The 13,490-nt window shown below is 51.7% G+C and carries 11 protein-coding genes; 5 read left to right on the top strand and 6 right to left on the bottom strand.

The genetic code is table 11. The features are described from left to right. Positions 1 to 6 precede the first annotated feature (6 nt). The gene (locus TEU_RS07885; protein WP_050003259.1) at positions 7 to 1,317 is read left to right on the top strand and encodes an RNA-guided endonuclease InsQ/TnpB family protein; all 1,311 of its coding nucleotides are present in this window, start codon (positions 7 to 9) and stop codon (positions 1,315 to 1,317) included. Here TEU_RS07885 and TEU_RS07880 read toward each other — a convergent pair. Together TEU_RS07880 and TEU_RS07875 are read right to left on the bottom strand one after the other, a co-directional pair. Then, on the bottom strand, positions 1,314 to 1,985 hold the full coding sequence (locus TEU_RS07880) for a hypothetical protein (RefSeq protein WP_050003258.1): 672 nt from the start codon (positions 1,983 to 1,985) through the stop codon (positions 1,314 to 1,316). The two genes, TEU_RS07885 and TEU_RS07880, sit on opposite strands and share 4 nt — an antisense overlap. Before the next feature lie 38 nt (positions 1,986 to 2,023). Further along, the gene (locus tag TEU_RS07875) at positions 2,024 to 2,383 is read right to left on the bottom strand and encodes a hypothetical protein (RefSeq protein WP_227738686.1); all 360 of its coding nucleotides are present in this window, start codon (positions 2,381 to 2,383) and stop codon (positions 2,024 to 2,026) included. A 41-nt stretch (positions 2,384 to 2,424) separates the two neighbouring features. Here TEU_RS07875 and TEU_RS07870 point away from each other — a divergent pair, with 41 nt between their 5' ends. Together TEU_RS07870 and TEU_RS07865 are read left to right on the top strand one after the other, a co-directional pair. Beyond that, entirely contained in the window at positions 2,425 to 3,237 is an 813-nt protein-coding gene (locus tag TEU_RS07870; RefSeq protein ID WP_174412699.1) for a DUF63 family protein, read from the top strand. Between the two features lie 170 nt (positions 3,238 to 3,407). After that, the gene (locus tag TEU_RS07865; protein WP_050003255.1) at positions 3,408 to 5,069 is read left to right on the top strand and encodes an S-layer protein; all 1,662 of its coding nucleotides are present in this window, start codon (positions 3,408 to 3,410) and stop codon (positions 5,067 to 5,069) included. Positions 5,070 to 5,172: 103 nt separating this feature from the next. Here TEU_RS07865 and TEU_RS07860 read toward each other — a convergent pair whose 3' ends face one another. The 4 genes from TEU_RS07860 to TEU_RS07845 are packed head-to-tail and all read right to left on the bottom strand — an operon-like array spanning position 5,173 to position 10,692. After that, positions 5,173 to 7,674 carry a DEAD/DEAH box helicase gene (locus TEU_RS07860; protein WP_050003254.1) on the bottom strand — a complete coding sequence of 834 codons (2,502 nt, stop codon included), beginning with the start codon at positions 7,672 to 7,674 and terminating at the stop codon, positions 5,173 to 5,175. 58 nt (positions 7,675 to 7,732) lie between these two features. Continuing rightward, positions 7,733 to 8,992 carry an RNA-guided endonuclease InsQ/TnpB family protein gene (locus TEU_RS07855; protein WP_050003253.1) on the bottom strand — a complete coding sequence of 420 codons (1,260 nt, stop codon included), beginning with the start codon at positions 8,990 to 8,992 and terminating at the stop codon, positions 7,733 to 7,735. A gap of 29 nt (positions 8,993 to 9,021) precedes the next feature. Continuing rightward, positions 9,022 to 9,537 carry an Lrp/AsnC family transcriptional regulator gene (locus TEU_RS07850; protein WP_050003252.1) on the bottom strand — a complete coding sequence of 172 codons (516 nt, stop codon included), beginning with the start codon at positions 9,535 to 9,537 and terminating at the stop codon, positions 9,022 to 9,024. Positions 9,538 to 9,564: 27 nt separating this feature from the next. After that, positions 9,565 to 10,692: a tyrosine--tRNA ligase gene (locus TEU_RS07845; protein ID WP_050003251.1), complete on the bottom strand. Its 1,128-nt coding sequence runs from the start codon at positions 10,690 to 10,692 to the stop codon at positions 9,565 to 9,567. Positions 10,693 to 10,815: 123 nt separating this feature from the next. Here TEU_RS07845 and TEU_RS07840 point away from each other — a divergent pair, with 123 nt between their 5' ends. Both TEU_RS07840 and TEU_RS07835 read left to right on the top strand, forming a co-directional pair. Continuing rightward, positions 10,816 to 11,892 (top strand): CGP-CTERM sorting domain-containing protein, encoded by a 1,077-nt coding sequence (locus TEU_RS07840; protein WP_050003250.1) that lies wholly within the window; start codon positions 10,816 to 10,818, stop codon positions 11,890 to 11,892. A gap of 71 nt (positions 11,893 to 11,963) precedes the next feature. Further along, positions 11,964 to 13,412 carry an ABC transporter substrate-binding protein gene (locus TEU_RS07835; RefSeq protein ID WP_050003249.1) on the top strand — a complete coding sequence of 483 codons (1,449 nt, stop codon included), beginning with the start codon at positions 11,964 to 11,966 and terminating at the stop codon, positions 13,410 to 13,412. Positions 13,413 to 13,490 lie beyond the last annotated feature (78 nt).

Genomic DNA, 13,490 nt, shown 5'->3' with positions numbered 1-13,490 from the left:
ATTGAAATGAAGCGGGCAGTAACCCTTAAACTCCAGCCCTCAAAAGAGCAAGGGAAAACCCTTTCCGAGTTAGCCGGGCTCGGAGCTAAAGCTTGGAACCGAGTAAACTATTTGAGGCGCCAACAATACTTCCAAGGGCAAATCATGGACTTCAATAAAACTGAGAAAACCGTTTATGAGGAGTTTAAGCGTGAAATAGGCTCTGCAACCGTCCAGCAGATAGCGAGGAAGAACGCTGAGGCGTGGCGTTCATTCTTCTCCCTCCTTCGGAAAAAGCGGAACGGAGAACTCCCCAACTGGCTTAAGCCAAAACCACCAAACTACTTGAAGGAAGATGGGGGGAGAAAACCATTAATCGTTCTCCGGAACGACCAGTACAGGATTGAGGGGAATAAGTTAATTCTAAAAGGCCTTGGCAAATTCAAAAAGCTGGAAGTCCAGTTCAAGGGCAGAATACACTTTAAGGGCAAGCAGGGACGCTTAGAAATAACTTATGACGAAGTAAGACGGAAGTGGTATGCTCACATTGGCTACACAGCCGAGGAAAAACTCGAAGGCAATTCTTGGGTTAAAGTTCCGAGAGAACCTAAAGGAAACCTTTCAGCGGGAATTGACTTGGGAGTGAACAATTTGATGGCCGTCTATGTCGAGAATGGGGAGAGTTTTCTGGTCAATGGTAGACCCTTGAAGAGTATTGACTTCTACTGGCGGAAGAGGATTGCTGATTACCAGTCGAAACTCAACAAGAGCGGAGCTAAAACGAGTAGGAAACTCAGGAGAATGCACGAGAAGGCTAAACTTCAGGCGAGACACTACATTAATACTGCTGTAAGACAGACTGTTAGAAGACTTTACAATTTAGGAGTTTCAAGGATTGTGGTCGGCTACCCGAAGGGGATTGCCAGAAACTCCGACAGAGGTAAAAAGCAGAATTTTATCCTCTCTCACGTTTGGCGGTTCAATACAGTCATTAAACGCTTGAAGGAAGTCTCGGAAGAGTATGGTATTCGGGTTGTGGTTGTGAATGAGGCTTTCACTTCAAAAACTTGCCCTGTCTGCGGGAAGCCTCACGAGGGGGCTCGTTTTGTTCGTGGTTTGTTTAAGTGTCCCGCGACGGGGCTTGTCTTTAACGCGGATTTGGTTGGAGCGTTTAACATTTTGAAGAAGGCGGTTAAAACCATAACCCCGAGCCTGCCGGGTTTGACGGCGGGTAGGGGTAACTGGCCGGAGACCCGGCCAGAGGGGTTCGAAAAACCCGTTCTAACAGGTTCCCTAATGAGAACTCCTCGAACCTCTCCGTCCGTGGCGAGGGGTTAACCCGTTGAAACCCTCGCCTTGGCTGGGGGGAGGTCAGCGGTGATCGTCTTGACTATTGAGTCCACTGGGATTGAGTGGTCGCCGAGGCTGGCTATCTGTTCAGGGGGGGCTTTGAGAACTGTGACGTTTAGCTTGTAGTGGCCGCGGTAGGAGTTAGTCCTGAGGACGATGAGGGAATCGAAAAGCTCTGGGACTAGGAAGAACCTAGCGAACTCCCCTGGCAGGTCGAGCTCGTTGAAGCTCAGCGTCCCGTGGTGGAGAACCAGGGTGAGCGAGCCCTCGTCGGCCCTCTTTCTCAGCTCAAGGAGGGTCTCCTGGGATACTCCCGTAAGGGTGGGAAACTGGGACACGAGGACGGTGGAGCCTTCTTCGACATAGTCGAGGGCCTTCACCAGGTCTTCGGCGCTGTAAACGTTTGCTGAGAGCAGGCTCGAAGGCTCAACCCCAAACGTCCTGAGTATGGAAGGCGAAAAGATCCTCTTAGGCCCGACATGGTAGGCTTTTCCGCTGCGGAGGGCCTCGCTGAGGAGGGTGTGGGCGAGGATAGAACCGGCTAGCTCGTCCGTCGAGACTAGGGCAGATAGAGAGCCCCGGCTGAACTCGACCGGGAAGCCCTCAAAGGGTTTTATCCCGCTGATTTCTTCGACTGGCTGGAAAAAGCCTGGCATCGTTCATCCTTGGCGGAAGTTCTATTTATCCTTTTCCATCAGGGGAGGAGAACCTCCCTAGTCACAGCCCCCGCGAGGGCAAGCAGACCCGCTATAAACATCTCAACGACTATCGCTATCAGCCATGCCATGAACGCCCTGAGCCAATCAGTATGGAACACTACTTTGATTACCCAGATGTATGTGATCATAAAGGCGAGCCAGCCGAGCATTATTCCCATCGGACCCACTATTGAGAATACCAGCGCCACTGTTCCCCCAACTATCGCCCCGAGGATCCCTCCACCGACTATTGCCACCATTGCGCCGACTATGGAGGTATCCTTTATCCCGACGAGCTTTGCGCTGAGAGCTAGACTAACCCTCCCACGAAGATAACAGAGAGGAGTCCACACCAAGGTTGTCCCAAAAGGCCTATAAGGGGGGACTCAAACGAACCATGGTGGTTAAAATGGGCGCTGGTGAGGCACTGTGGGACTTCTTTTACAGGTATTTCTGGGAGCCGATGTTCACGAGGAGCGGTTACAACGCTGTCAATACCTTTGTCTACGCACTGCTCTTCGGTCTCGGTGTCATATATTCCTACCGCTACATAATCAAGCCGCTGAAAATCAAGGTCGATGAGAGGCTCTTCTGGGCCGTGACTCCGATGGTAATCTTCGGGTCTACCGTTAGGGCGCTCGTTGACGGCGGAGTTCTCCCGAAGCACCCCCTCATACTGACGCCGGGCATATTCTTCACGGCGTTCTTCCTCATACTTCCCTCCCTCGTCGCGGATGCCAGGCTGAAGACGTATCCCAAAATAACAATAGCCTGGGGAACCGTTTTGGCGGCCTGGGCAAACTACCTCCTCATCACCCACGCCAAGAGCTGGGAGCCCTACATGCTGACGATGGTTCACACCGTTGTCTCGTTTGCAGTCGTTCTGGCGTTCTACAAGTGGAAGCCCTTTGACAGGCTCTACCTGTATCCGGCTCTGGCCCACTATTTCGATGTTGCCTCGACGGTTGTGGCCATTCACTTCTACGGCTACCGCGAGGTGCACTGGATTGAGCACCACCTCGTCCAGTGGTTCGGAGCCTACATCTACTACCCCTGGATAACCCTAATTCTCATAGCGGTCTACTACGCCCTTCGGGAGCTCGTCCCGGACGAGGAAGAGAGGCACTTCTGGTACCTAGCCATCTACATCCTCGGGCTGGGCCCGGCAATAAGGGACCCGGCGCAGATGATACTGCAGATAGGGGGTTAATCTCTCTCAGCTTTTTTCTCTGAGCTAACGCCGAATTGTGCAATACTGTGTTTTAGTTCAAACTCCAGCCCAAGAAATACAAATTGGCGTGGTAAATATGATAAAAAACTCTTATATATTGTCTTGCTAAAAATACACCGAGGAGTCTAGGGAAATAGTGGGGGAAGGATATGAAAAAAGTTGGGGCATTCATTATCACGCTGATATTTCTCTCCTCACTCCCCTTAGGAACAACCCAAGCCCAAGAACCCCAGGTGGTAGTGGAGGTAAATCCTAATTTAGAGCTCTTTTCAGTGATTTATATTCTAGCATTTAACGGGAGCGACCCCTTTATAGTCGCTCCTCAAGATTACATTCAGGACGTTCTAACGTACTTCGCTCCCTACAAAGAGCATGAGGCAGTTAAATACATTAGAGAAGTTCTGGACGAGTCCCTTCAGTATTATTCCCGAGACAGCGCGATGATGGATTTGGGCGGCAGGCTGGCACTGCTTGATTACCTCCCCAACGAAACAAACCTTGGAGATTTAAAGCCCTTGGCGGAATTCGCCAACGAGAGCAATTTTATGAAATTTTACAAAGCCCACAGGGAGGATTACCTCGAATACACTTTGAGAGTAACGCCGTACCTGGAAAATGTTCCAGAACTACACAGGAAGTTCTTTGGGTTTACATATCAGGAATACCGTGTTGAGCTGTCTTACTCAGTTAGAATCCATCCCCATACAGTACTTGAGGGGAAGACAGCGTACTGCATTGGATACGCCCTCCCGAGTAAATACAAGGAACCAATGTTCCAGCAGGTCACCACAATATTCCACGAGTTTACACATCCACCTGTTGAGGATTTCCTTGGAGAAAACTTCAAGTTTTTCGAAAACAAGAGCTATTACCTAGATGAGGTCAGAAACCAGATGCCTGTGACCACTTCATACGATTACGATCATTTTGGGTCATTCAGTATGTATCTTGATGAGATTTTAACAGAGAGTCTTGCAGAATACTTTGCTCTAAAAAGTGGAGTTCCAGAGGATTTTGTTGAATTTAGAAGCCTTCAAATGTCCACAGTGTTATACCCTATTCAAGATTTTCTAGGGGAGTATGAGCACTTTGAAGAAACAAGGAAGGAGAACGAAACTCTGTTTGACTACGCCCCAATCATGGCTGAACACATGGGAAAATGGGCGACTCCGGAGAACATCAGCGAATACTTCAAAATGAGAACTCCAATCACGGGAGGTTGGGCGGCGGACAGGATAAAATACATGGGAAAGGTCATCATTGTCTACGGCACTCAAAACCCAGATAAGAGCGGAACAGAATACGATAGGGAGACTGCAGAGGAGTATAAGAGAGACCTTGAGAAATTCTTTATCCTGTACCATGGGAGTGATCCGGAGATAATAGTTAAGGCGGATGTAAACCTAACAGAGAATGATTTGAAGGAAAACCTGATTCTCATCGGCGGGCCTGTGGCCAATAAAATCACCAGAGAACTTAATGATAAGCTCCCCATAACTTTCGTTCGGGATGAGAACGGTTGGAGTCTAAAACGGAATCCGGGGGCTGTTAAAGACTTTCATGCTTTCTTAGTCGCGAATGGGGACATTATGAAGATTCCTTTGGACAGCACGATTCCCTATGATGGCTCCATAGGAGCATTGCAGACTATTAGGAACCCGTGGAATGAAAAGAACTTTATTATAGTACTTGCAGGCTTAACAAGATATGGGACAAGGAATATTCTTAGGAACCCGGGCTTTGGAGCTGGCTATATAATCTTTGGAAACAACTACACAGAATTAGGGTTCTATAAACAGTACACCAGGTGAAGTCTATGACGCCTCCCTGTAAACGAAAGCTAAAAGCTAAGGTCAAAAAGAGGGATTATAGCCGAATCGTCTTCACTGCAATCGGAGTTGGTAACGGAGAGTTTTAAGGCTTCAGCTTTCTCCCCTCTTCTATCTCCTTCCTCAGAACTTTGGCTTCCTCCTCGGCACCCCTCACCCTGAAGACCCTCGCGATTCTCTCCACCGCCTCAAGCTTCCGCACGATGCCGTCGAGCCACGTGAAGACGTCTCCAGGATAGACTATCAGCCCATAAAGCTTCCTGAAGTGCTCCGCTATCTGTGTCGGGTGCTTCCCGCTCCTGCGGAGCTCGATTATGAGGTTCCCAACGCACTCCATCGCGTACTCGGTGCAGTCGTCTTCCCCACACATGAAGAACTCCTGGTAGATTGTGAACAGCCTCTCGGCAGCGTTGGGGCTGAGCTCGGGAATCACCTTGTCGAGCTCTTCTAAGATGGATGCAAAGCTCGGCGAGAAGACGTTGGCGCTCAGCCTTCCCCTTACTGCCCCTTCAAGCTCCCTCTGGAGCGTCCCGCTCAGGTAGAGGTTCTCGAAGGGGTGGAGCTTTAGGGCAATCCAGCGGGCGGGCTTTTCGCGGAGGTTCTTCCTTATGAACTCCGCCTCCTTGGGCAGGAGAAAGCTCATGCTGACGGCCCTTCCGTAGGGGGTGACCTCAACGATGGGCTTTTTGAGCCTCACGAGGTCAAACCCCTCCAGCTTTTCAAGAACTTTCTCGGCGCTCTGGTTGGCGCCGAGGCATTTGGCCTGGACTTCTTCAATGACGTCAAGCCCCTTGAAGACGCAGGAGTGGGCCAGGACGTTGTCCTCCTCAAGCTCATCGCTCCACTCAACCGTTACGGGCTCTATAGGTGCAGTCAGGAGCTTGAATGCAACCTCGTCCTCAGAGCTTTCCATCTGGGCGGAGTACTTCCTTCCGGGCTCGACTATGAGGTAAACCTTACCTTTCTCGTGGTAGAGGGGCCTTCCAGCACGGCCAAGCATCTGGTGGAACTCGCGGACGGTTAGCCATTTGTTGCCCATGGCGAGGCTCTCGAAGATGACCTGACTGGCGGGGAAATCAACGCCCGCTCCGAGTGCGGAGGTGGTAACCACCACGTCCAGGCGCTGGGCCAGAAACTCCATCTCGGTGAGCTTTCTCTGCTTGTATGGAAGCCCGGAGTGGTATGGCTTAGCGCGGAGGCCTTTGCTCGTTAGATAAGCCGAAAGCTCGTGCGTCCGCTTTCTTGAGAACGTGAAGACTATCGTCTGGCCCCTATAGCCCTGCTTCGACTTCCTCATCGCCTCCGCCCTGCAGAGGTTTGCTATGTGGCGCCACTTCTCGGACTCGTTCCTCACTATGATGATGTGTCTTTCCAAATCAACCGGCCTCTCGTCGTAGAGGACGAGCTTGAGGCCGAGTTCCTTGGCAAGCTCCTCGGGGTTCCCGACGGTCGCGCTCAGGCCTATGAACTGAGCCTTCGGGTAGAGCTTCCTCAGCCTCGCTATAAGGCCGTCAAGGCGGGGCCCGCGCTCCTCGTCGTCGAGGGTGTGTATCTCGTCTATCACGATGGTTCCAACGTTGCCTATCTTCCGACCGGCCCTCAGGAGGTAGTCTATTCCCTCGTAGGTTCCAACTATGATGTCCGCGTCTATGCCGGTGTCAACAACAACGAGCTCGTCCTTAGTCTTAATCCTGCTCATACCTACCCTTATCGCCACGCGGAGGCCGAGTTTGGAGTAGCGCCTTTTGAAGTCCTCGTACTTCTGGTTTGCTAAAGCAACGAGCGGGACTAAAAAGAGGAGCTTTTTGCCCTCCATCGCCTTGGGAACTCCAGCTAATTCGCCTATCAGCGTTTTACCGCTCGCAGTCGCGGAAACGACGAGTAAGTTCTCTCCCTCGAGGAGGCCGTTCTTGACGGCTAAGCTCTGAACCGGGAGGAGCTCCTTCACGCCCTCCCCCTTCAGAACTTCCTTGAACTTCTCGGGTAGAGGGAGCTCGTCAACGCGGATTTTTTCAAGTTTGATGTGCTTGGCCTTCAGCTCGTCCCATTTGGTGACTTCTGGATGTTTGGTCGGGTCAAAGCGCGGGTCGAATGCGTAGAGAACCTTATCCAGGTCCCTAAACCTGTCGAGGAGCTTCTTCGCCTGCTCGAACATCGCTGTGCTGTTGAACCTGAATCTAAGCTCCCTCTTCAGCTCGTCCTCCGCACAACGCTCGCAGATGTACTCGTTGCGGTACTTTATCCTGTTGCCTGGCGTTAGGACTGTTATCCTACCCTCAAGGAGGCAGAGACGGCACAGCTCGGCCTTTTCCACCCTTTTGTTCTGGAGCCTTCTCTTAAAGTAGTCCTCCCACTCGTCCGCGTTGACGAGAACGATTCTCGCCTGCCTCAACAGCTTCTCAATCTCCTTCGGGTTGCGGTACTGGCTTCCTTCCAGAACCTTGAAGAGCCTTCCCTCCCGCATTATGAAGCGGTATATCCTCTCGGCCTTGAGGTTCTTCATCTCGCTGAGCTTTTCCGGCTCGTTCTCGATGAAAAACGCTTCAAGCTCGTTTTTCTTTCTTCCTGGCCTTATTACGAACAGCATCGTCACCGCCTCGGCCAGCCGTCCACTCACCACACCTCAGAGTCGGGAGGGGTTCCCCCTACGGGGGCGTTAGTGTGATTTTGTGGAGTTTCATTCCCATTCTCTGTTTCTCTACTGCCATAATCCCGTAGGGATTGGTCTTCATTGGTCTTTCATCGGGCGTTGAAGCCCTCGAAGCCTCCAACCCTTTCGGGGTAACCCCTGAGCCCCACATCCGAAGGTTTAACACAGCGACAAAATCCCTGTCCTCAATCAAACCACAGTTTGAGCACTTCATTAAACGCCCCTCTCGGGGTATTAACTGACCCCCGCATACGGGGCAAATACGAGAAGAATTCCTTGGATTGACGTAAACAACAGGAACACCCAGCCACTTCGCCTTGTACTCGATTAGCCTTTGTAATTCACGAGCATTCCACTTGGAAAGCTTTCTATTCATCTTTTTTGAACCGTTCAAAACCCTCTCCTTTATGCTATTCAAATCCTCCAAAGTTATACCCATCCGCCTTTCCCTTGCAATTTCAACGATTTTATTCGCCAACTTGTGTAGAAAATTCTTTGTCCTGTTTCTTTCTCTTTTTGAATACTTTTCCAGCAGTTTTTTACTCAATCTTTTGTTCCACGCTGAAATCTTCTGAATCTTTCGCCTCTTTAACTCGTAAACCCTGTGAACGTGGTACAACTCACGAGTGTCGAAGCGGTAGACTGTTAAACCGGCGAGGACTGTAACGTTAGTTAGGTTTATATCAATGCTCATCCAGTCTCTTGGCTCAAAGTATTCTACAGTTTTCACAAAGGTTAGGACGAGTTTGTTAGGGAACAAGAATAATCCGCCGAGTTTGAGTTTCCCACCCCAGACCTCCTTCAAAAATAGCAGAATATATGGATAATTAGCAAGGTTTATTTCAAGGTAATACTCTCTCGGAATTATTGTTATCTTCAACATAGAGCCTTTTAGCCCAAAGAGTGTTGATTTCACGTAAACGAATTTCTTCTTCAGCTTTGGTTCTCGAGCTTTCTTTCCCTTTTTGAGTTTTCGCTTGTAGGATTTTACGAGCCCAAGCGTTTGGTTTATTGCGGAGTCAACGTAATGGGCTGCATAATTCCAGTTCTCTAAAAGTGTGTCTCGAAGTCGTTTTCTTTCGACTTTTGTAAATTTTTTGGTATTGAGGATTTCTTGAAGAGCTGTCTTTGCTATTTCGTGATACTTTTCAATAAACTCCAGAATAACCTCGTCAATTCGTATTGGAATTGAGTATGCTCTAACAATGGTTTCATTTTTTGTCCTTTTCAATGAGTTCCCAGATGACGTCCCCATATGTTTCACCGTTTTACTGAGTCTGTCCCTTAGCTTCTTTGACGCTTGCCATAATCTTTCTCCCTTCCACAGTCGCTATCATAATGGGTATCGGCGAGCCAGCAGTTCTTGAGCTCCTCGACGACGAGGTTCGCCTCGATTGAGAGCGCGTTCACTCCAAAGGTCTTCTTTAAGCTTTTCAGGAACTCTCTGAGCTCGTCCATGTCCCTGAATTCTCCCTTCAGCAGTACGTTGTGGTCTCCGGTTTTTAGGTATAGGAACTCGACGTTGTCGAGCGAGGCAAGCTCGCGGAGCATGCTCCTCGTGTAGGGGTCAACGTCCTTGAGCCTGATGAAGATTAGGGCCGTAACGGGATTCCCGAGGAAAGCCGGGTCAATCACCGCCGAGTAGCCCTTAACCGCCCCAAGCCTTTCGAGCTTCTCAAGCCTGCTCTTCACGCTCGCGGGGGAGAGGTTGACCTTTTTTCCGAGCTCGGTCAGTGTAATCCTGCCGTTTGAGCGGAGGATTCTCAGAATCTCCCTGTCCCTCTCATCAATCCCTGGCATTCTATCACCGACAAAGGAAAAGGGAAATCACCGGGTAATCTTTATCTCCCTCATGAGCTCCAGCGGCTCCGGGTGCTTCTCAAAGTAGTCCCGGACAGGCTTGAGGAGCTCGATGAGGTATTCGGCGACGGCGTTCTTGAGGTCGAGCGGGTGGAGCTTGCCCTCTGCGAAGTCCCTCTTGAGCTCCTCGAAGGTCGTGTAGGTGACGTCGCCTCCGAACTTGGCCGGGCGGTGGATTGTGAACTCGGTCGGCTCCTCGCGGAAGATTATGTACTCAGCCCAGTCGAGAACGGGGTTGTACTTAACTTCCCTCGCGGGGCAGAAGGCCTTCCTGAGCTTCTGCTTAATCTCTTCAGGACTGTCATGGATGAACACGGCCGAGTAGGGCTTGCTCTTGCTCATCTTCATCTGGGTCTTGAGCTCTTTGAACTGCTCCTCGCTTTCAATGGGCCAGACGGGCGGTTCCTGCAGGCCGAGCAGGAGGTGGTGGTGCAGAGCGACCGGCTTGAGCTTCTCGCCCTTCCACTCAAGCGGGTGGTATCTAAGCTTTGGAGCCACCTCAATCGCTATGACGTGGGCCTTCCTCTGGTCCATTCCTGCGTGGGCTATGGTGACGCCCTGGTAGAATATGTCCGCAACCTGCATTGCCGGGTATATGAGCTTGGCAAAGTCTATGGCCTCTCCCATCTGGCGGCCCATTATCGTTATGGAGCGCATCATCCTCGCTAAAGTCACGTTCTTGGATATGTCTATGACCGTCTGCCAGTAGTCGCCCTTCTCTAGTATCTCACTCGCGAGGACGAACTCGACCTTGTCCGGGTCGCCGCCCATGACCTTTATGCTCTGCTTCATGCCCTCCTTGAAGTAGGTGAGCGCGACCTTCTGGATGGTCTCAAGGTCGCCGCCGAGCTTGTCGTTTATCCAGCTGTGCCAGTCGGCGAGGAAAATCCTCGTCTTGATTCCAGCCTTCTGAAGGTCTGCTATCTTTGCGCCGGCCATGAGACCGGTACCGAGGTGAATGTAACCGCTTATCTCGAATCCTATGTAGTGCTGCATTGGGATTCCAACCTCGAAGAGGTGCCTCAGGTTCTCCTCCGTCAGGAGCTCCTCCGTGGGCTTGCGCTTTATGAGCTGGATCTTCTCCTCAATGTCCATCTCCACCACCTAAGGCCGAAAGGGTGGGAAACTTTAAGGGCTTTGCGGAAGTTTTTCTGGCCCGTTAAACTTTCGAGCGATAAGGTTTATAACTTTATTATGACTAAATGAAACGGTGATACCATGAAGAAGGCCGCAATGTTCCTGGTAGCCGTTGTTCTGCTGTCTGTTTTTGGGGTGGTTGCCAGCCCAGCGGTTAGCGCCGCCGAAAGCGGAAAGATTGTCATAGCCATAGACCTCGCCCACGGCGAAAACGCCAACGGTCTTGAAGACGTCACGTACAAGAACCAGACACTGACTGAAGGAATGCTGAAGGTTCTGACGGACTATACGTTCGTCTACTTCGGTGACCCCAAGTATGAAAGCGACCTTGGAATCAAGAGGCTTGGTGACAAAATCACATACGATGCGCTCAAGAATAACGACGTTACTATTCTCATCCTTGGCCAGCCGACCAGCCCGCTCCCGTCCGAGGAAATCGAGGCCATAAAGCAGTGGCTCCAGGAGGGTGGAAAGGTTCTCTGGATCGCCGGTGATTCTGACTACCCGAACGGTGACAGAACCCAGCAGTTCATCAACAGCCTTCTTGACCAGCTCGGCGTTACCAACCTCCGCCTTGAGCTCGCCTCTGTTGAAGACCCGGTCAGCAACGCAGGGGCCCCGTACCGTGTCGTCGCACTCGCCGACCCGTGGAAGGACACCCCCAAGAGAGACATCCTCGTTAAGAACTTCAAGTACGATGGTAAGGTTCTTGAACACGGCCCGGGTCTTATTGCCTGGGTTGACGGCAAAGACGGGAGCGGTGAGTGGCACAAGCTCACACCCGACAGCAAGCCTGAGAAGACCTACGTCCTTGTCCACTCCAGCCCCAATGCAATAATCAAGGAGAACAGCGACCCGGCTGCAAACGCTTACCAGGCTGGTGAGCAGGGAGAGTTCCCGATCGTTGCCGCCCAGATTGTCAAGGTCAACGACAAGAACAACGTCATCATAGTCAGCGGTGAGACCCCCGTTGGAGGTCACGAGCCAATGTGGGCCAGCCAGTACTACGACGTCAAGCTCGACGGCCCGGCCGTCGTCTCCAACATCCTCGAGTGGAGCGTTGAGATGACCACTGCTGAGGAGAGCGGTGGAATCTGCGGTCCGGCGCTCTTCGTCGGCCTTGCAGTCGTCCCGCTCCTCATCAGGAGGAGGAAGTGATTTTCCATTCTTTTAGTCTTCTTCACCAGCACCTTTTTTAAGATGGGTATCGAATTGGGGTGGGGATTGCCATGAGGCGCGCGCTTGGAATTTTCCTGATACTCGTTTTGGGCCTCAGCGTTGTGGCCAGCGGCTGTATTAATAGCGGTGGAAGTGAAAGCAGCGGAACCAGTGGAGTAACCCTTGTAATCGTCACGAGGCACGACGCGACCATCCAGTACAAGGTCAAGCAACTCTTCCTCAAGAGCGACATAGCCAAGCAGTACAACATCGTTGACCTGAAGTTCATAGGCGTCCCGGAGTCCCTCTGGCCGAGCTACATAGAGAAGGGCGCCGACGTTGGCTGGGGTGGAGGCCCGACCCTTTTCGATGACCTGTACAAGATGGACTACCTCGCACCGATAACCGACGAGAAGATACTCGGGCTCATCGGCAAGCAGATTCCGGAGGAGCTCGCAGGAATGCAGATGGTTAGAAAAGACGGGAGTAACGTCTACTGGATAGCCGCCGCGCTCTCGTCCTTCGGTTTCACCGTTAACAAGGAAGTTCTCGAAAAGCAGGGGCTCCCGTTCCCCAAGAAGTGGGAAGACATAGCCTCCCCTGACTGGGCCCGCGACCCGCCGATGTACGGCATCGCAGACCCGACGAGGAGCACCTCCAACACGAGGATTTACCAGATTATCCTCCAGGCCTTCGGCTGGGAGGAAGGGTGGAGGATTATGACCCTCATCGCGGCGAACTCCAAGGTCTATGAGGCTAGTGACGCCGTCAGAGATGCGGTCATCAACGGTGAAATCGCCGCAGGAAACACCATCGACTTCTACGGTTACACTGCCATGAGGCAGAACCCGAACTGTGAGTACGTCATCCCCGAAGGCGAAAGTATTATCAACGGTGACCCGATTGCCCTCCTCAAGAACGCCCAGCACCCTGAGGCGGCACAGGCCTTCATTTACTGGGTTCTGACCGAGGGACAGGCTGTCTGGATGAGCCAGGACATAAACAGGCTCCCGATTAACGCCGAGATATTCAACAAGACCATCACAGAGGAGGAGGCCAAGATTATCTTCAACGGCGAATATGCGGGCAAGACCTTCGCCGAGGCCCGCCCGGCCCTCCTCAAGGCCTATCAGATCTCCGTTGCAAGCAAAGGAATCCCGTTCGACGATGCAAGGGCCCTCAAGACCGTTAACTCCCTCCAGTACTACTTCAAGGCCACCCTCGTTGACGTCAACGGCCCGCTCCACCAGGCCTGGATGGCACTTGTCAAGGCCTACAAGGACGGCAAGATAACAGAGGAGCAGTTCGAGAAGCTCAAGGACGAGCTCACCGCCCCAATTCAGTTCAAGGACCCGGATACCGGCGAGATGGTCACCTTCACTGAAGAGTACGCCGCCAAGATAAACGACAGGATTGCCACCGACGCGGGCTTCCAGAGCCAGCTCATGCAGGAGTGGAGGAACGCCGCCCAGGATAAGTACCAGAAGGTTCTCGATGAGCTCAAGAAAGTAACCGGCTGACTCCAATTTCATATTCTATTTTTTTGGATTTAACAGAGCCATGTCAAGAAAAACTTCCCAGATTTTCCAAGGATTTTC

The organism is Thermococcus eurythermalis (assembly GCF_000769655.1).
GTDB classification, from domain to species: Archaea; Methanobacteriota_B; Thermococci; order Thermococcales; family Thermococcaceae; genus Thermococcus; species Thermococcus eurythermalis.
The sequence above is the reverse complement of the archived record's forward strand: the minus strand, read 5'-3'. Positions and strand labels throughout refer to the sequence as shown.